Origin of the sequence: Edaphobacter acidisoli, assembly GCF_014642855.1 — a bacterium.
GTDB lineage: Bacteria > Acidobacteriota > Terriglobia > Terriglobales > Acidobacteriaceae > Edaphobacter > Edaphobacter acidisoli.
Genome location: NZ_BMJB01000001.1, coordinates 1,335,819 through 1,355,320, shown reverse-complemented (window position 1 = coordinate 1,355,320; position 19,502 = coordinate 1,335,819). Strand labels below are relative to the sequence as shown.

12 protein-coding genes are annotated in these 19,502 nt (G+C 55.4%); 8 read left to right on the top strand and 4 right to left on the bottom strand.

Annotated features, from left to right (window positions below; all coding sequences use genetic code 11):
- Positions 1-62: 62 nt before the first annotated feature.
- Positions 63-1,775 (bottom strand): uroporphyrinogen-III synthase, encoded by a 1,713-nt coding sequence (locus IEX36_RS05480; RefSeq protein ID WP_188758265.1) that lies wholly within the window; start codon positions 1,773-1,775, stop codon positions 63-65.
- Between the two features lie 269 nt (positions 1,776-2,044).
- A complete protein-coding gene (locus IEX36_RS05475; protein ID WP_188758264.1) occupies positions 2,045-3,520 on the bottom strand; it encodes an alginate export family protein in 1,476 nt (491 codons plus the stop codon).
- Between the two features lie 576 nt (positions 3,521-4,096).
- On the opposite strand from IEX36_RS05475, the gene IEX36_RS05470 reads away from it, so the two are divergent.
- The 5 genes from IEX36_RS05470 to IEX36_RS05450 all read left to right on the top strand — a co-directional run bounded on the left by IEX36_RS05470 (position 4,097) and on the right by IEX36_RS05450 (position 12,794).
- Positions 4,097-5,887, top strand: coding sequence for a NirA family protein (locus IEX36_RS05470; protein ID WP_188758263.1), 1,791 nt, complete (start codon positions 4,097-4,099; stop codon positions 5,885-5,887).
- A gap of 2 nt (positions 5,888-5,889) precedes the next feature.
- Positions 5,890-7,665, top strand: coding sequence for a diflavin oxidoreductase (locus IEX36_RS05465; RefSeq protein WP_188758262.1), 1,776 nt, complete (start codon positions 5,890-5,892; stop codon positions 7,663-7,665).
- 48 nt (positions 7,666-7,713) lie between these two features.
- Positions 7,714-9,294, top strand: a complete 1,581-nt coding sequence (locus tag IEX36_RS05460; protein ID WP_188758261.1) for a DmsC/YnfH family molybdoenzyme membrane anchor subunit — start codon at positions 7,714-7,716, stop codon at positions 9,292-9,294.
- Positions 9,291-11,459: a molybdopterin oxidoreductase family protein gene (locus IEX36_RS05455; protein ID WP_188758260.1), complete on the top strand. Its 2,169-nt coding sequence runs from the start codon at positions 9,291-9,293 to the stop codon at positions 11,457-11,459. The genes IEX36_RS05460 and IEX36_RS05455 overlap by 4 nt, the downstream gene beginning before the upstream one ends.
- Before the next feature lie 99 nt (positions 11,460-11,558).
- Positions 11,559-12,794: an MFS transporter gene (locus IEX36_RS05450; protein WP_188758259.1), complete on the top strand. Its 1,236-nt coding sequence runs from the start codon at positions 11,559-11,561 to the stop codon at positions 12,792-12,794.
- A 26-nt stretch (positions 12,795-12,820) separates the two neighbouring features.
- On the opposite strand, the gene IEX36_RS05445 is transcribed toward IEX36_RS05450, so the two are convergent.
- Both IEX36_RS05445 and IEX36_RS05440 read right to left on the bottom strand, forming a co-directional pair.
- Entirely contained in the window at positions 12,821-14,311 is a 1,491-nt protein-coding gene (locus IEX36_RS05445) for a hypothetical protein (protein WP_188758258.1), read from the bottom strand.
- Positions 14,308-15,714, bottom strand: coding sequence for a sigma-54 dependent transcriptional regulator (locus IEX36_RS05440; RefSeq protein ID WP_188758257.1), 1,407 nt, complete (start codon positions 15,712-15,714; stop codon positions 14,308-14,310). Before IEX36_RS05440 ends, IEX36_RS05445 begins: the two co-directional genes overlap by 4 nt.
- Before the next feature lie 344 nt (positions 15,715-16,058).
- Between IEX36_RS05440 and IEX36_RS05435 the strand changes: the two genes are divergently transcribed.
- The 3 genes from IEX36_RS05435 (at position 16,059) to IEX36_RS05425 (ending at position 19,500) form a co-directional block, all read left to right on the top strand.
- The gene (locus tag IEX36_RS05435; RefSeq protein WP_229668737.1) at positions 16,059-17,582 is read left to right on the top strand and encodes an ArnT family glycosyltransferase; all 1,524 of its coding nucleotides are present in this window, start codon (positions 16,059-16,061) and stop codon (positions 17,580-17,582) included.
- A 115-nt stretch (positions 17,583-17,697) separates the two neighbouring features.
- The gene (locus IEX36_RS05430) at positions 17,698-18,213 is read left to right on the top strand and encodes an A24 family peptidase (RefSeq protein WP_188758255.1); all 516 of its coding nucleotides are present in this window, start codon (positions 17,698-17,700) and stop codon (positions 18,211-18,213) included.
- Between the two features lie 96 nt (positions 18,214-18,309).
- A complete protein-coding gene (locus IEX36_RS05425) occupies positions 18,310-19,500 on the top strand; it encodes a CpaE/TadZ family protein (RefSeq protein WP_188758254.1) in 1,191 nt (396 codons plus the stop codon).
- The last annotated feature ends 2 nt before the right edge of the window (positions 19,501-19,502 follow it).

Sequence of the window (19,502 nt, the reverse complement as noted above, 5' to 3'; positions counted from 1 at the left end):
AAATGAATGAGAAACGTGGCAGGTTATTGCAAATGCTGGCGGTTGCTGTGTGCCCAACAGGTCTAGCTGGCGGATTTTTCGCCCACATCTACGCGAGACTTGCGCAGGTCTTCGCTGAGCAGGATGGCTTCGGCGATTTCGCGCATGGATTTGCGGCGTTGGCGACTTTCGGTCTGCATGCGGCGATAGGCTTCATCTTCGGTAATGGCGAGGTCACGCTGCAGGATTCCCTTGGCTCGATCGACTGCCTTACGGGTTTCGAGCTTGCCCATAAGCTGCGCGTTTTCGCTTTCCAGACGCGCGCGCTCGATCTCAGCACCCACGAGATAGCCGATGGTGCTGAGCAGGCGAATTTCATTGGGTGTGTGCTGGTAGGAGAGGCGGTGCTGCAGGTTGATGACGCCGACGATCTTGCTGGCACAGAGAATAGGTGTGCAGAGGATCGCTTCGAAGTGGTCTTCCGGCAGGTTTTTAAATGCCTTGAATCGTGGATCGTTGGAAGCGTTCGAGGCGATAGCGACTGGTTCGCGGTGTTCAGCGGACCAGCCGGTGACACCCTGGCCAAGCTTGATGTCAAGCTGATCGATGATGTCAGCGTGCGGGTTCTGCGATGCGCGCAGCACGAGCTTGTCGCCTTCGAGTACGTAGATAAAGCAGGAGTCGCACGGAATGATCGTGGTGGCAAAGCCGACGATGCGCTCGAGGACAACATGGAAGGAGTCGGAGCCGGCGATGCGGCTCGAGATTTCGTGCAGGAAGTCGATAGGCATGAGGGCGTCGCGAAAGCCGGCCATGTTTGAGGTGGATGGCGCGACGCGGCGAACCTTGGCTGGTGCCGGAGTTTCAGCGGGAGCGTTGGTTTTAGCCGCTTGCGGAGTGATCTTTGCACTCTTTTGCGAGGGTGCACGTAGAGCGTCTTTCGCTGCTTCGCCACTGCGCTTCTGGCGCAGGACCTTGCTTGCATACTGCGCGGCTTCATTGACGAGAAAGCCCATCTTTGGATGAGATGGCTCGAAGTCGGGGGTGAGCCCGTAGTGCGTGAGTTCCTCGGTAGTCGTGGGCCCGATGGAGATGACGACCATGGAGCGAAGGCCTTCGCGCAACTCCTGCTGGCAGTTCATCACCTCTGCTACCTGGAAGAGATGAATGATCTGCACGGCAGTCATGAAGAGGACGACATCCATTTCGCCCTTGGCGATGGCGAGGACGCATTCGCGCAAGGGCTCAATGTCTTCAGGAAGTGCCCACTGGTAGACGGGAACCTTGGTGACTTCGCGGCATTTTTCGGTAAGGGCGGAGAGAAACTCCGGGTTGGAGGCACCGTATTCCTGCACGGCAACGCGCATCTCTGCAAGCGAAGTGCCGTATTTGGTTTCGAGACCTTGCAGCAGTTCGCGCCACGTTGCAGGCTCGGCAGCGGTTACGGCGACGGGTACCTTCAACTCGCGAAGAGCGGCCTGCGGCTTGGGACCACGAGCCGCAACCTGCGCCGAGCTGAGCGCCTTGAGGAACTTCTCGCGACTGTATTTGGTTTCAACGATATTGACGAGCGTGCGCACACCGATGCCGGTGAAGAAGACGACAAGGTCGTAATTACCCTTAATCAAGTCATCTGCGAACTCGAGCGCCTGCACATTCGAGTCCAGAGGAACTTCGCGCATTGCGGGCACTACGAATGGTTCGCCGCCGTAGGTGCGGATAAGCTTTTCAACCTCTTTGGCACGGCGCGACTCCAGTGATAGAACCCTTAGCCCGTCGAAACTCGCGTGTGCCATCGATACCCCCGTTTCCAGTATCTGAACCCGATGACAGCATAGTCAGCGAGCCGGAGTGGAAATGTTCTTTTCAAAATTGCTAGCTGCGCGGCAGCAAAGTAACGTTGATTGCTTCCAAAAAAGGTAAGACTAATGCTCACTATTCTACAAGCACCTGCGGAATACTTTGCTGTAACGATGCACCTTCGATAGTGAAGAATCATCCTTACACGGGTAGATAAAAAATAATTGTGCGGTGGATAAAAGTTCGCTCTCATCCACCGCAGAGGTTAGCTTTTGCCGGATCGCTGCGGAACGCCCCAGCGGTAGTTGAGCTCGATGTAGCCAAATTGCGCAGAGCTGGTTGTGGGGTAGATGGAGCTAACCACGCTCTTGCCCCAGGCGTGAGCGTAGTAGAAGTTGATGTCGAGCGGCTTGTTGATCTTCCAGTCGAGACTAACGTCTGCCATCGATGCCAGGCCAGTTTTTCCGTTTGCTGGGCGGCCTGTGTAGCCGAAGACCTTGTTATCGAAGGCTCCGCCACCCTGATACCAGAGGTCGTTGCTCGAAGTGAGCTTGAGCCAGTGAAGATCGCTGCGCACGGTGATGCGGCTGGCTGGCTTGTCGATCAACTGGACGAAGGTGTCGGTGTTATTCATGAGGTTGTAGAAGGGGAACTGCGCATAGACGCGTGGCGTGGGCAGGATCTGAAAGAACGTGTTGTGCTGGCCATCGGTGGGATTGTTGTCGCCGGTGCTGCGAGACCAGCCGCCGCGGAGCCAGGGAGCAGTGGCGGCCTTTGTCAATTGAAAGCCGCCTTCAACAGCAGCCGCGCCTGCGTGTTGATTAAGCAGACCCCAGCGTCCGTTTTGCACTGCACCCCAGGCGAGGAAATCAAACTGGCCAGCGCCTGCGGGGACATCCGTGGCGAGGTTTGCGCCGTAGGTGCCGATGCGAATGTTTTTGTGGTCTGCCTGGCGCACAGCGAGCGGGCGGTTGTCGGTCTTGGCGACGCCGGTGCGTCCATCGTGGTAGCCGATGGCAAAGCCACGCAGGAGTATGTGATCATGCGCCGCGTACTTCGTGTAAGCGAGATATTGCAGGTCAACGTTCAACTCAGGATTGCCGTTCATGTTGAAGACGCCTTGCGTGGCTCGGCCGGCCATAGCAGTGATGTCCCAAGCGCCAGAGCCGAAGTGAGCATCGGTGCCGTCGAAGCTGCGTTGCGCGTTCGAGAAGCCGAAGTTGCCCACCAGCCTTTGTGCGATGCGGTTGGTCTGGAGCCACGCCAGAGTGGGGTTCTCCGGTTGCGTCTCCTGCCCGTCGAAGAACTCGAACCGTCCCGCGCGGAGAGTTTTGTCTGTACCTGCGAAGTGATAGCGCACGAAGCCCTGCTTGAGGAATGCAGCGGCGGGGTAGGTGTTATTGCCGTTGGATGCGTAGTACGTGCCGCCGAGGCCTAGCTGGCCCTGCGCTGTGATTGGGGAGACTGCGTCGCTGGGAAGTGCGAGCATCGAAGGCTGCGCAAGCTCCAACTGCCAATCGACGCGGTGCATGTGTTGTGCGACGCCGATGCGCAGGAGCGATTCGACATAGCCGTAGGTCTCAGGTTCGGGCGTAGCTGCATACCACTGGGAGGTATCGACACGCGTGCGATCGTAGACGGTGATGGCGACAGGGAGCGTGCTCGCGGTCGGTGGTGATTGCGCGATGGCAGGAATCGCCGCTGCGGCAACGAGAAAGAGAGAGGTAACAAGATGTCTCATGAAAGAGCCTCCTGGAAGATGAGTCCGTTGAATGGAAAACTGGCTTCCGGCGCAGCGATGCGGACTGTCCGGCGGGGAATTTGCAGTTTTTGCGCGGCGTGCGCGGTACGGGCTCAAACGCTGAGCGGAGTCATCCGGATGCGAGGGGAGCGGCACGTCGAGGTGTCGCGATGGCTATGTGCGGATGAATGGTTTGTAACACAAGAGGAATTTCTGAAACAAGAGCAAGTCGCTAAAGCTGGGTGTGTCGACGACGATAAAACCCAGTAAAGACGGGAGTTTGTAGTTTTTTCTTGCAAGTGCTGCAACTCCCGGGTTAGTATTGTGTCACCGATAGCATTTTTAGATTTGCTTCCGGTGAAGGGGTCAGTTCGAGCACCACGGTGTGCCGGAGTCAGTCTCCTCCCTTCAGTAGTCGATGCTCCGCGAAGAGCCTTGAATCCACCGCATGTTCGGTGTTGATTTGGCCAGCGCGTATGAAGCGTCGATATCTCTCCCAGTCGGCCAACCAACATCATCCATGCAGCGTTCAAGGCTACAACGTCCACTTGCAGCGAACGTTCGAGGATACGGATCATGGTTGCCGAGACTCTTGCAAACACAACCTTCGGGACCGAGCAGTTCACTGCGGAGCAGAAGGAATATCTGCGAGACTTCTTCGCGAAGGTCGCCGAGAGCAGGCCACTGCCTTTTGTCGGACACACCGCTGCGGGCCTGATTACAAACGATCGTTCATCTGGTTTGGCGAATCAGGCGGAGCCGGCAGAAGAGACTTACTTCGGCGCGCCCGTCTCGGACCTGTGCCGTGAAGAGCGCTGGAAGTTCGAACAGAATCCGCTGGATCTGTGGGACAAGCTGCTGGAGCATGCGAACGAGAACAAAGTTCCCGCAGTGGAAGATGTCTTTCGCTTCAAGTTTCACGGGCTGTTCTACGTTGCGCCGGCGCAGGACTCGTTCATGCTTCGGATGCGGGTTCCGGGTGGTGTGATTAAGTCGCATCAGTTGCGCGGGCTCGCGGAGCTGGCCTCGCTGTATGGCGCGGGACGGGCAGAGATGACGACACGCAGCAACTTTCAGTTGCGTGAGTTTCAGCCGAAGGACATTGTTCGCGTTCTCAATAAAGTTCAGTCGCTCGGCATGTCTTCGCGTGGCTCTGGCGCGGACAACGTGCGCAATATTACGGCCTCGCCGCTTGCGGGGATCGATCCTTGTGAGCTGTACGATGTCGCTCCGCTGGCGGAGGCGCTGAATGCGTATATCTACAACTCGCGCGACATGTATGGGCTGCCGCGCAAGTTCAACGTTGCCTTCGATGGCGGCGGCAACATCAGCGTGGTTGCCGACACGAATGACATTGGCTTTCTTGCAGTAGAAGTGGGTGAAGGTCAGGACGTTCCGGCGGGTATTTACTTCCGTGTCCTGCTCTGTGGGATTACCGGACACAAGCAGTTCGCCAGCGACTGCGGCGTGCTGCTGCGACCTGACCAAACGGTCGCTGTAGCTGCCGCGATGATTCGTGTCTTTGCTGAAAACGGCGACCGCACCGACCGCAAGAAGGCGCGCCTGAAGTACCTGGTCGACACGTGGGGTGTCGAGCGCTTTCTTGCCGAGACGGAAAAGCGTCTTGCCTTTCCGCTGATTCACCTTGCGGCTGAGTCATGCAAGCCGCGCAAACCAATCAACCGGCAGGGGCACATTGGTGTGCACCCGCAGAGCCAGAAGGGAATGAACTATATCGGCGTAGTGGTCCCTGTAGGCCGCGTAACGGCTGAGCAGATGGTTACGCTGGCGCGTGTGGCCGAACACTTCGGTACGGGCGAGTTGCGTTTGACGGTTTGGCAGAATGCGTTGGTGCCGAATGTTGCTGACGCAAATGTGGACGCTGCTGTCGAGGCGATTCGCGCGGCTGGCCTGAATATTGAAGTGGGTGGCGTGCTCGGCGGCACGGTTGCATGCACGGGAAACAAGGGATGCAAGTATGCCGCCAGCGATACGAAGTCGCATGCGGTCGAGTTGGCGAATTTTTTGGATGAGAGATTCAGAATTCTTCAGCCCGTCAATCTTCACGTAACGGGATGCTCGCACTCGTGCGCGCAGCACTATATCGGCGACATCGGTCTGATGGGCGTGAAGGTCAACGGCGAAGAAGGCTATCAGGTAAATATTGGCGGCGGCTCGGATCAGGACCAGGGGATTGGGCGCGAATTAATTCCCGCGATCCGGTTTGCCGATCTGCCTGCCGCAATGGAAGGCCTCTTCGCGGCGTACACAGAACAGCGCGGCGCCGAGGAATCTTTTCTCGAGTTCAGCCGCAGGCACAGCATTGAAGAGTTGAAATCCTTTTGCATGGCACAGGAGGTTCGATAAGCATGGCGACGGCCCCATTCATTCCAGAGACCGCACCGTTCACCCCCGACCAGCGCGCCTGGCTTAACGGGTTTCTCGCAGGCATCTTTGCCGAGCCTGCTGCCGCGACTCAGCCGGAAGTTGTTTCGCTCAATATCGCTGTACTGTATGCCTCGCAGTCAGGCACCGGCGAGGGCCTGGCGCGGAAGGTGATGAAAGAGCTCAAGGCCAAAGGCCACACCGTAGCCCTTGCTTCGCTTGACAGCTATACGCCGACTGCGCTGGCGAAGGATGAGTACGCGATCATCATCGCCAGCACCTATGGAGAGGGCGAGCCCCCCGAGAGCGTGCGTCCGTTCTACGATCAGCTCTGCCTGGAGACAGCGCCTCGTCTCGATAAGCTCTCATACACCGTGCTCGCGCTTGGCGACAAGACCTACGAACAGTTCTGCAAGTTTGGCGTAGATCTCGACGAGCGGCTCCAAACGCTTGGAGCGAATCGCATGTCGCATCGCGTCGACTGCGACGTAGACCTCGACGAGGCATTCGCAACATGGAAGACGAGCTTCATCTCCCGTCTGGACGAGATCGCGGGTAGTGATAAGTCGCGCTCTGCGGCGACGATGGCTACGGTTATCACGATGCCAAGCACTAACGCCGCCACTCCGGCGCAGACTCACACGCGAGACAATCCATTTCGCGCACCGCTGGTTGAGAAGAAGATGCTGACCAAGGATGTTTCCAGCAAACTCACGCTTCACATGGCACTCTCTATCGCTGACTCGAAGGTGCACTATGAGGCTGGCGATGCCTGCGGCGTTATTCCTCAGAACGACCCTGGCCTTGTCGCACAGATACTGGATGGACTCAAGTTCAGCGGAGACGAACAGGTAGAGGTGGCGAAGGTTGGAGCGATCTCTCTTTACAATGCGCTGATCGATTCGCTGCAGGTCACGCGGCTCAGCCGGAAGCTTGTGCAGGCGTATGCAGCCATGGGCAACTGCCAGCATCTGCTGGATCTCCTGGTCCCGGAACAGCAAGCGCATTTCGATAAATACATCTACGACCGCGGTGTGATCGATCTGCTCACGGAATATCCCGGTGTGATCACTGATCCTTCCGATCTGGTGGCGATGCTTCCACGATTGACGCCGCGGCTCTACTCCATCTCGTCCAGTCCTCTCGCGCATGCAGGAGAAGTTCACACAACGGTGGCGGTTGTGCGCTACCGCTCGCACAATATGGAACGCGGCGGTGTGTGCTCGACGATGTTTGCGGACCGGACTTCTATCGGCGACGCCCTCCCCATCTACATTCAACCTAATAAGAAATTTCGTCTGCCACAGGATACGGATACGCCAATCATTATGATTGGCCCGGGCACAGGCATCGCGCCGTTCCGCGCATTTCTGCATGAACGGCGGGCGCTCGGTTCGAAGGGACGAAACTGGTTGTTCTTTGGCGAGCGGAGCGCAAAAACCGACTTTCTTTACAAGAGCGAGATCGAGGAGATGTTGGCCGGAAAGCATCTCACGCTGCTGGACACGGCGTTCTCGCGCGACCAAGAGCACAAGATCTACGTTCAGGACAGGATGCTTGAGCAAGCCAGTGCCTTCTGGCATTGGCTACAGGATGGCGCAAGCATTTATGTCTGTGGAGATGCTTCACGCATGGCGAAAGATGTGGATGCCGCGCTGCATACCATCGCTGAACGCCAGGGCCACCTTGACCACGAAGCCGCGCGGGACTATGTTCTGCGGCTGAAAGAAGAAAACCGCTACCACCGCGACGTGTACTAATCCTTTTTCTTCGACAACCATGTCCTTAGCCAGAACAAGGAGCTACACGTGTCTCTACTTCTCCATGAACGGGCAATGACTGACAGCGCAGACGTACTGGTGCGCTTGACGAGCGCAGATTACGCGGAGATTCCTGAGATCAGAACGTCAGCGACGCCGCTGATTCCGGTGCGACCGCTTGTTGAAGGTGAGCAGTATCGCTTTCACTTCAACATGACGAAGTGCATCGGCTGCCGTTCGTGCGAGATCGCATGTAATGAACAAAATGGCAATCCCGCAGACATCCGTTGGCGGCGCATGGGCGAGATTGAAGGCGGGGTTTATCCGGATGCGCATCGTCACTATCTGTCGATGGGATGCAACCACTGCCTGGACCCTGATTGTTTGAAGGGCTGTCCGGTCAACGCATACACAAAGGATCCTGTAACGGGCATCGTGCTCCATTCGGCGGATGCCTGCATTGGCTGCCAGTATTGTGTGTGGAACTGCCCATACAGCGTGCCGCAGTTCAATCCGGAGCGTGGTGTCGTAGGCAAATGCGACATGTGCCATGGCCGCCTTACCGATGGGCGCGAGCCGGCGTGCGCCAATGCCTGTCCCGAAGGGGCAATCGAAATCGAAATAGTGAACACGGTAGACTGGCGCAAAAACTACGCGGCAGCCGAGTCCCCGGGCATGCCTTCGGCGTGTCATACGATCTCAACGACCCGCATCACCTTACCTGCCCAAGGCGCTGCGGCACTGGAACGTGTCGATTTGGGTCGCATCCGCCCAGAGCATGCGCACATGTCGTTGGTGTTTATGACGACACTCATCCAGATGGTCGCGGGCGCGCTGGCCGCTACGCTGATCTGGAGGAAAGCCAGTGCGCCAGTACTTACACTGCTGCTCTTCATTACGACAGTTGCATTGAACATCTCAGTGTTCCATCTCGGGCGCCCAGCCTATGCATGGAGAGCCATGAAGATGTGGAGGCGTTCATGGCTCAGCAGGGAAGTGCTGCTCTTTGGCCTTTTCTTTGGAGCACTCGCGTCAACAACCGCGGCTGCATGGTTCAGCGGGCATCTGATTACGCTCAATACCCGTGATGTGTCGATCGTCGGTTGGGTTGCTGTGCTGTTTGGAGTCGCGGGAACGATCGCCAGCGCATTCATCTACCTCGTACCAGCACGACCATCCTGGAACATGGCGCATACGCCAATCGACTTTCTGCTCAGTGCAGCTCTGATAGGTTGTACGCTCCCGCCTGTCTTAGAAAAAATCGCAATGCTGCTGATGCCCGAACATGCCTTCCAGTTTGCTGATGCAGCTTCTTCCCCTGCATGGCCTGTGCTGCTGAGTGCTGCGCTTTGGCTGGCGAATCAAGCCGTTCGATTAGTTCGGCTGAATCGTTCGCAAATGTTTGAGAGACGTGCTAGCGCGGCATTGCTCAACAGAGAAAAGTTCCGCACGATTCTGATTGTGTCGATGACGCTTGCTCTTGTTTCTGCAGTCAGTGCAATAGCAAGCAGCTATGTTATCGCCTTTATAGCTTCTACAGTGGCTGTGTTGCTCGCTCGTTATCTGTTCTTTGTCTCTGTTGTTCCATTGAATATGGCTCTGACCTTTGCACGAGCGAGTGAGCTATGAGTAAGTTCAGCACAAGCATTCGGCGCAAATTAGGTTTTGATACTCGCAAGAGCGAGTATGCCTTTCAGAAGGACCCGCGTGTCGGCCACATCTCGGCCTCGCGCGTGGCCGACACCTGGGTGAAGACTACCTGCGGATATTGTTCAGTTGGCTGTGGGATGCTGGTTGGCGTGCGCGATGGAAAAGCGGTCACAGTGCGCGGCAATCCAGATCATTCGGTGAACCACGGCAAGCTCTGTCCAAAGGGTCAGAGTGAGCACCATATTCTCACCGCACCAGGGCGTGCTACGCAGCCTCTGCTTCGTAAGAAAGGAAAGCTGGTCCCTGTTCCATGGGACGAAGCGCTGGACACGATGGTCGAGAGGATAGGCTCCATCCAGCAGAAGTATGGCAACAATTCTCTCGGTGTCGTCGGTACAGGCCAACTAGTAACCGAAGAGGTATACACCTTGGGCAAGCTGGTTCAGCTTGGCTTCAGAACGCGCAATAACGATGGGAACACAACACTCTGCATGGCAAGCGCCGTTTCAGGCTACAAGCTGTCTTTTGGTAGCGATGGTCCGCCAGGATCGTACGAAGATATGGAGGCGGCGGATGTAGTGCTTCTCATTGGTTCGAATATTGCCGACAACCACCCGATTCTGTGTCAGCGTGTGGAGCGTAGCAGCGAGCGCACGTTGATTGTTGTCGATCCGCGCGTAACAAAAACGGCGATGATGGCAGATATCCATCTTCCAGTAAAGCCACGCAGCGACATTGCACTGATCAACGGCATTGCACATATCCTGATTCGCGAAGGCCTGATTGACAGCAGCTACATCGAACAACATACGACGGGCTTTGAAGAGTTTGCCGCATATGTCTCGACGTTCACGCCGCAGCATGTAGCCCAGGTGACGGGGCTCAATGAGGAGACGATCCTGAAAGTGGCTTTGCTTTATGGCCGCGCCAAAGCTGCGTTCATCGGGTGGACGATGGGCGTGAACCACTCGACGCAAGGGGCTGTTACAGTGACGGCCATCAACAATCTTGCACTGATCACCGGAAACATCGGCAGAGCGGGGGCTGCGCCGTTCTCGATCACCGGGCAATGCAACGCGATGGGCACACGGGAGACTGGTTTTACTTCAAGCCTACCCGGGTACCGCAAGTTTGAAGATGCAGCACATCGCGAGGATCTCGCGAGGATATGGAACATTGACATCGAGCGTATTCCTACGGCACGAGGCCTCGCTTATCCAGACATCATCGAAGGAGCAGTCAGCGGAAAGATCAAGGCACTGTGGTTTATCGCGACCAATCCGGTCGTCTCGTTTCCCAACTATTCAGTGCTGGAACAGGCGCTGCGCAGCGTCGAATTTCTTGTGGTGCAGGACGGCTTTCACCCCACGCCCACCAGCGATTTTGCCGATCTTGTTCTGCCCGCTGCGATTTGGGGAGAGAAGGAAGGGACGTATACGAATTCGGAGCGGCGCGTGGGCAAGGTAAATCGCGCAGTTGCACCGCCAGGCGACGCGCGTACTGACTTTGACATCTTTCTCGATCTTGCGGCGCGGATCGGAGTGCGCGAAGAACTCTTCCCCAACTGGAAGACCACACATGACGCATTCCTTGAGTGGCAGCGCGTCTCTGCTGGTCGCATGTGTGATTACAGCAAGTTCACCTGGCAGCAGATTGAAGACGAGAACGGAGCACAGTGGGGAGGCAAGCGCCTCTACGAGGATGGCATCTTCCCGACCTCAGACGGTAAGGCACGTCTGCACTGTGTGCCATGTGACCCATTTGTCGAGCAGCCTAACTCCGAGTACAACTTCATACTCAACACAGGCCGCACAGTAGAGCATTGGCACACACGCACGAAGACATCACAGGTAGCGATGTTGGAAAGCATGGTGCCGAACGCATGGCTGGAGATGAATCCGGAAGATGCGAAGAGGCTTAATCTGAAGTCGCACGACCGTGTTACCGTGACATCGCGGCGGAGCAATGTAAAGAATCTGGAACTGCGAATTACAGGCATTGTCGCGCCAGGCCAGGTCTTTATGCCGTTTCATTTTTCAGAGTCGAACTCGAATCTGGTTACTCTGGGCGCATTTGATCCTATCTCGCGCGAACCAAACTTCAAGCAGTGCGCCGTCCGTGTAGAACGTTCCGCAACGCACTGAGAGTGCCCCACACGTGTCCATGCCGACACGTTATGACAAAACTGATTGCTAAGAACCCCGATGTTCATAGCCCAACCATTCGAACTTCGGGAGATATCTATGGCGAGTTACAAAACATTTCTGAGATCAGGTCATCCACCAACCTTATTTGCGGCATTTCTGTACTTTGATTTTTGCTTTGCCGTCTGGGTGCTTAACGGCGCGATGGGCCCGTTCATCTCGGAGCAGTTTCATCTGACACCAGGGCAAGTGGGGCTGATGGTCTCTGTGCCCACATTGGCGGGCGCGCTGATGCGTTTCCCCCTGGGCGTTCTTTCGCAGTACATCGGCAGAAAGCGTGCCGCGATCTTTGAGATGTCGGCGATTGTCATTGCTTTGATCTACGGAAGTCTATTTGTAAAGACGTATCACAACGTTCTCGCGATGGGCGTGCTGCTTGGAATTGCTGGTGCGAGCTTTGGCATCGCCTTGTCTCTGGGTGCTGGTTGGTTTCCGGCGAAATACAAGGGGCTGGCTATGGGGATTGCCGGCGCTGGCAATAGTGGGACCGCAATGGCTGCACTCTTTGCACCACGTCTCGCTGCACATTATGGATGGCAACACGTTTATGGGTTTGCTGCCGTCGCCATGTTATTGCCACTAGGCGTAATGGTTCTCTTTGCAAAGGAACCTCTCGATGTTGAACGACAGAGCCTGAGGAGTCACATCCAGTGCCTGTGGGAGAAAGATGGCTGGGCGTTCAATATGATCTATGTCATTACCTTCGGCGGATTCATTGGGTTGGCTACCTTTCTGCCATCGTTCTACTTCACACAGTTTCACGTATCCAAAGTAGAGGCCGGCAGCCTGACGGTTCTTGCGACGGTTACGGGAAGCGCAACCCGCGTGCTCGGGGGCTGGATGGCTGACCGCATCGGTGGAATACGAACCCTGACAATTGTTTTCCTGATTGCAATTGTCTGTCTTGTGGGTTTGATTACCTCGCCTGCGCTTGTAGCGACGACCCTTCTGCTTATGTTGTGCTTTGCAGCTCTTGGCGCAGGCAACGGAGCAACCTTTCAACTGGTCCCGCTGCGATGGCCACTGACCACAGCAGTTGCAGGCGGAATGATTGGCGAAATCGGCGCACTCGGTGGATCCATCCTTCCTAACCTTCTAGGTCAGTCGAAGCAACACACAGGATCGTACGCATCTGGTTTTATGATCTATACCGTACTGGCGTGTGCTGTTTTTGTGATGATGCTCGCAATTGCGAGGAGTTGGACTCGATCATGGGTGGGTGCTGGAGGTGTGGCGAAGAGGGAGCAGTATTACTCGGAGCCCATTGCCGGGTAGCACGCAGAAGCGCAGATTACAGCAGATTAATGAGATGATCGAACGAAAATAACAGAGATGTTGTCTGAGTATGCTTCCTTCCATTGCGGAAGCAAATGCATCACCTGGACCATTGGAGAATGGCGTTCAAGCAGACAAAAGCTGACCTGGTACTTATCGAGCAGGTCGTTCGGTGGCCTTTGAAGGGAAGCCCATTGTGCAAAGTCTCCCAGGACGCCAGCCCATTCATATAAGTCGGCGCGACCATCAATAAAGACAGGATGCTCGGGAAGTGCCCATATCAGGTATCCTCCGAAGCGATAGGCGTTCAACATATTTCCCGAAAGATCATGGCTCTTGATGTACGTCACAGCCCCTACGGGATTACTACTGCCGACTTGCGATGCGAGCTGAGCTTTTGACGGAAATGCGATCACGGCAATCAGTAGAGCAGCACTGATTATCACGGTATTCATAAGTGGGTGGTCGTGAGCAGCATCGTAGTTGTCCCAGGATTTTGAGAGCAAACGAGACAACATCGGGGAGACCAGGATGCCGAATGCAAAGAGCATTCGGCTGTGAGTGATAGCTAATTCCGTCCCCATGGCGAGTAACAACAACTCATGTAGGAATAGTTCTGATCGGCGAAAGAGAAATACCAGGAACAGGCATCCCAGAATTCCAAACAAAACAAGCGCCCGCGGATCATTTAGCTGCAGTGGCCCCCACTCCTCTATCTGGCTAAGATTGATAGGCTGATAGAGCATCGTGTTTAGCGGATAGAGAACCTGTTTTAATCCTCCGGGGCTGAAAAAGAGCACACCGATTGAAATGAGAAATGACAGTATTAAAGTCAACCGACTCTTTGGTTTCACCTGCGAAGCGACGAGCGCTCCTGCGCGGAAATGAAAAAATGAGCAGACGAGGAATATCCCAAGAACAATGATTCCTAGAAAGAATGAGCCGTGGCAGTTGACCCAAACTACGAACAGGGGCGGCAGCCAATAGAACCATCGCGGACTGCGGGTGTGGCCAAGATGTATCAACATTAATTCAAGAACTAAAAGCAGGTAGCCGATCATCTGCGGCCTGACTGAGAACCCGATTGTGGCAAAGAACCACACCGTCAACGCCCCTATAAATGCAGTCTTAGGGTTCCCAGAGTACAGCGAGCATAGGATGTAACTGGCCACAAGCAGCAGAGCTGCAAATGAACACAGCCAGAGCATAAGACCGGAGTAACCATTCCATTTGTAAGCGGTGTAGATCAACACCTGAGACAACCACTCATGCGGTACCCACGCATGATGGTCGGTTGTATAAGAGAACAGATCCGCGGTGGGAACGCTGTGTGTGGTCCAGATTATTTCACCGGTCTTCAGGTGCCACCACATATCCGGATCGTTGAAGCGAGAACGTACCGTCAACACACTGAGGACAATGAGCAGAGCTCCCACTGCGACAGGAAAGGATGCGCCTTTTCGCAGGGCGCCAGTAGTAGTGCTGGCAGACCCCGCTATTGGAGGTGCAATACTCAAGCCGACTCCAGGTCCAGGTTCTCCTGTTCGCTTGCCGGCTCATCTGGTTCTGAATGTTCGGCTAGACGAATGAGCCTATGCAGATAGGCCCTCGAAATGTTTAGGCTGCGCGCGGCCAGCGTTTTGTTGCCGTGGTTGTCGCGGATCGCAGTCTCAGCGAGCTTGACTTTATAGTCGCGGAGTTGTCGCTCAAACGAGTTTATAGGATGGAAGTCGTCAATATTGAGGACACTCTCGCTTTGTATGTTCAGCGGCAGGTCTTCCGTTCGAATGGTATCTCCAGAAGCTACAACAATGGCGCGTTGAATGACGTTTTCCAATTCACGTACATTGCCAGGCCAGGAATATGCCTGTAATAGTGCCATGGCACTCGGCTGAATGTCTCCGACGAATTTCTGGTACTGCTCAGAGTATTGCCGCAAGAAGTGCATGGCGATAAGGGGAATGTCTTCTACGCGTTCCTGAAGCGGAGGAGCAGCAACTTTGATGACATTGATGCGGTAATACAGATCAAGCCGAAACTTTCCTTGTGCGACCAAATCGGCCAGATCGGCATGCGTCGCAAAAATAAGACGGGCCCGGAGAGGGATCAGCTTATTGCTTCCCAAACGGCTGAACTCGCGCTGCTGCAAGACACGCAGTAGCTTTACCTGCGTGGCTGGGCTTAACTCGCCGATTTCATCAAGCAGCAACGTTCCTTCGCCGGCCTGTTCCAGATATCCTTCCCGGGAGCCGACGGTTCCTGTGAACGCTCCTTTTTCATGGCCGAATAGCTCAGCTTCGATCAACGTTTCAGGTATAGCTCCGCAGCAGACAGCGACAAATGGGTGGTTGGCATGAGATCCCAGGTTGTGGATTGCTCTGGCTATGAGCTCTTTTCCTGTACCGCTCTCACCCGTGACTAGCACTGAGGCGTTCAGGTCGGCAACGCGTCGCACGAGATCATATACCTGCTGCATCTGCGGACTGGATCCAATAATCTGATCGCAACGGCTGGCTTCTTCCAGGCGCTCCCTCGCTGTGCGCAATTCTCGTTTGAGCGAGCACCTTTCATGAGCGCGCAGCAGCATCGCTTTCAGTTCTCGTATGGATGGTGGCTTGCGGCAATAGTTGAATGCGCCCAGGCGAACTAATTCCGCCGCTAGCGTGCGCATTCCATCGTCTGCAATGATGACTGTAGGGACCTGTGATTCCGCGAATTTCCGGCAGTGAGCGATGCGTTGCTTCAAAGTCTTATCGTTTGAGTCCAGGTCCAGAAGCACAACATCACAGTCACCTGCTGCGATCATTGCGTGTATATTGCCTTCCTCATGCTCCAGCGCAACCTGGAATTCCTTGCCGAGAGCAGATGTCAGGACTTGCTGCAGCTTTCGATCTTCTGAGTACAACCCGATCCGCACCATATGAAGCCACTCCTCACTTCACGTTGAGACCAGACAACGGGTAGTTCACATTCATCGGGGAGGGCGTTCGAATCTTCTCTTGCTTCTTTGCTCCTTTAGTGGAAGAAGGCAAAAGTTTGCACATCAGGGTTGTAGTGATAGCAAATTGAGCAGTGAATGTCTATGAAAATCTAGTCACTTACTAGAAAAGCTTCCAGAAAAGTGCTTTCAGTAATCGTTTTACCTGGTTATTGAGGTTACCTTCTATGTAGCTTCGCCATAGATTTGTAGATGGTACGCTACTTGCTGCCTGACTCAGCATGAGGTCCCGACCAAACTTAGTCCCGCTTATCCTTGCGGGATCTGTGGCCATTACCCGTTTTCTCTTTCGAAGTCATTCCCTGTACGACGTCGATTCGGTCAACTTTGCCCTGGCAATGCAGCGCTTTGACCCGCGAGTGCATCAGCCGCATCCTCCCGGTTATTTCCTGTACATCTGCGCCGGGCGTCTATTCAATCTCTTATTTCACGATGCCAATTTGGCGCTGGTTGTTCTCAGCATCGTTGCCAGTTGCGCAGCGGTTACCGTCATCTATGTGCTTGCCCGGGATTGGTTTGGCCCGAGTGCAGCTGTATTTGCAGGCATCCTTTTTTTGTTTTCTCCTCTTGTCTGGTTCCACGGTACGGTTGCGCTGACGTACATCGTTGAGGCGTTCTTCTCTGCGCTCTGCGGTTATCTCTTTTGGCAGATCGATAACGGCAGAGAGACCTTCATCATCCCCGCCGGGATCGTTCTAGGCGTGGCTGCCGGAGTCCGTCCGTCGTCTCTACTTTTTCTCGCCCCACTGCTCTTGTTTTCTTTGCGCAAGGCGGCGACAGGAAAGTTGCTCAAAGGAATGCTTGCGCTGTTGCTAGCGACTCTCGCTTGGTTTATTCCCATGATCGTCGCCAGTGGGGGAGCGAGATCCTACTTTGAATCGCTGACTTCACTGTGGCTCATGGTGCCATCGAAGGGAACGGTCTTCAACTCATCGCCGGCCAACTCCATAGTGCGCGCTATCACCATTGTTTTCATCTATCTCCTGTGCTTCGGAGCGGCTTCAGTGGTGCCTATTGCAGCGCGTTATCGATCGGTTTCCGCAGATCGCGACAAGAGGATATTTACCCTTATCTGGATCGTTCCAGCTCTCTGTTTTTTTACCTTCGGCTATCTGAGGTTTGTGAACAGCGGCTACCTGTTGTTGCTCTCCGCGCCCGCCTGTATCTGGTTAGGGTACTGGGCCGATCAGTGGTATCAAAATGCCAGGTGGTCGAAGCCGCTGAAGATGGCTATGATCGTCCTCTGCGCTCTAATCAATACAGCGATTTTTGTCGCTTCTCCGTTCTACTGTTCCTATCGATCGGTGCGGCAATTTGAGGCTGAACTGGAGAGCGTTCGTACCAGTCTGCCCAGGCTAGGCACGCCCGGCAACACGCTGATCGTCGCCTTCGATTCGCACTTTCTTGGCTACCGCCACGCAGCCTACTATCTGCCGGACTATCTGACAATTGCCTATCCGGTGGCGCACCTACGGATTGGCAACCGGATCTTCGTCATGCATCAGCGCGATACTGGATTGCTGGCACAGTTACCCTCTACCTCCTGCACTCGCTTCGTAATTTTCCCGCTGCCCGCAAAGGGCGCGGAGTATCAGGAGTATCTGAAGAAGTTCGAAGCCCATCTTCCGCCCGGGGATCTGCGAACGGTCCGCCTCAACGACCAGGATTTTGTCACCGGTCCTGTTGCCGATCTCCCCCTCCTGTTCCCCGACCTTGGCCTTTCTCCTGAACCCGGTGTATATGCGCAGCGTCACTCTTCAATCACCCCTGTAAACAGCCGTTCACACTGACCACGTGTGGACTCTGTCTAGCCGTTTGGATTCATGCAGTTCTGCTGCTTTCCCCTATTTGGACAACGAATTGCACTCGTACGGTATGCCCTGAAAAGGGGGAAAGAGTCTTCGTATGCATTCCATCGCCTGGTGGCCGACTTTCGCCGTTCTTGCCATTGCGACCGTGACGGATCTGCACAGCCGGCGCATTCCGAACTGGCTGGTGCTGCCGTTTCTTGTGGCAGGTATTGGCGTCTCCACGTGGATGCATGGATGGCATGGGCTCGGCCACAGTCTCGCAGGCGTGGCAACGGGAGCAGCCTTGTTTGGGATTCTTTTCGTGATGGGCGGCATGGGCATGGGCGATGTCAAACTTTGCGCCGCCATCGGGGCCTGGATTGGGCCCCAGCAGTTGCTGCTTGCCCTTGTTCTTACTGGGATCGTCGGCGGGATCATGGCCATCGGTTGGGCTGTTGCAGGAGGCTTCATCGGGGAGCTGTTTCAAGGTACGTCGGACTTCATCTTCGGGGCTGCGAAGCGGGGATTGCGCCCTGACCCGGCAATAAATCTCAACAATCCCCAAAAGCGCAAGATGCCATACGCACCGGCTATTGCGATTGGAACGCTGATCTCTTTTTTTTCGCACTGAGGAGGAAGTAGGCAACATGGCTACTTCACAACAAGTATGGCGACAACAGTTCAAGCACCGGGGCATTCGCAAACACGGGGAAATGGTGAGCCTGTGATGTCAACCTATGCACAAGGTCCGGATGCGTTGAACGTTCATGTGCTCTCCGTGGCGCTGATTGGCCCCGAGCAGCAGCGCAGACAGGCCGTCGCCATGGTACTTGCCGGGTCGCAGGCCAGTGTGACGCGCGAATTTTCGGCGTATCCCCAGCTGGACGATGTTCCCCAGTTGCTCGACGCCGGCTACGACGTCATCATTGTCGATCTCGACAGCGACCAGGAGCGGGCGCTTGACCTCGTCGAGCACATCTGTGGCAACAGCTCCGTAACTGTAATGGTTTACTCCAGACAGTCTGACCCCGAACTGCTTGTTCGCTGTATGAGGGCGGGTGCTCGTGAATTTCTCATCCAGCCCATTGCTGCGAGCACTATTGCTGAAGCCCTCGTGCGCGCATCAGTCCGCCGCCCCGTTAAGAAGCCCTCGAAGAAGGCACTCGGCAAGCTGCTCGTGTTTGCTGGTGCCAAGGGAGGGTCGGGTGTCAGCACAGTTGCGGGAAACTTTGCCATCTCGCTGGCACGTGAGTCGAGCCACAGCACCTTGTTGCTGGACCTCGATCTTCCTCTCGGAGCGGCCGCGCTCGATCTTGGGATCACATCGCAGTTCTCGACTGTGAATGCGCTTCAGAACATCAGCCGCCTCGATTCGCACTTCCTTTCGACCATGCTCGCCAAGCATAGCTCAGGATTATCCGTGCTCTCGGCGCCGGACCAATACACGCCGATCAACGCATCGGATGAGGCAATCGCCAAGCTGCTCACAGTCGCCCGTCAGGACTTCGATTACGTCGTCGTCGACGCAGGATCGAGCACCAGGATCAACAAGTCGCTGCTTGAAGGCGCGACAACTGTTTACTTCATCGCGCAGGTCAGCATCTCGGAACTTCGCAACGCGAATCGTATGATCTCCGAGGTCTTCGCTCCACTTGGTCCCAGGCTCGAGATCGTGCTCAACCGCTATGCGCCAAGCTCGGTGGGCATTGACGAGGAAAACATCACCAAGGCGCTCACACGGCCTGTCACCTGGAAGATTCCAAGTGATTACCGCGCCGTCCAGCGCGCGCAAAACACGGCCACTCCGCTCGCGCAGGGAGAATCGCCCGTTGCCGAAATCATTCGCCAGATGGCCAGGACAGCATGCGGACTGCCTGCCGTTCCTGACAAAAAAAGGAAATTCAGCTTGTTTGGATAGCG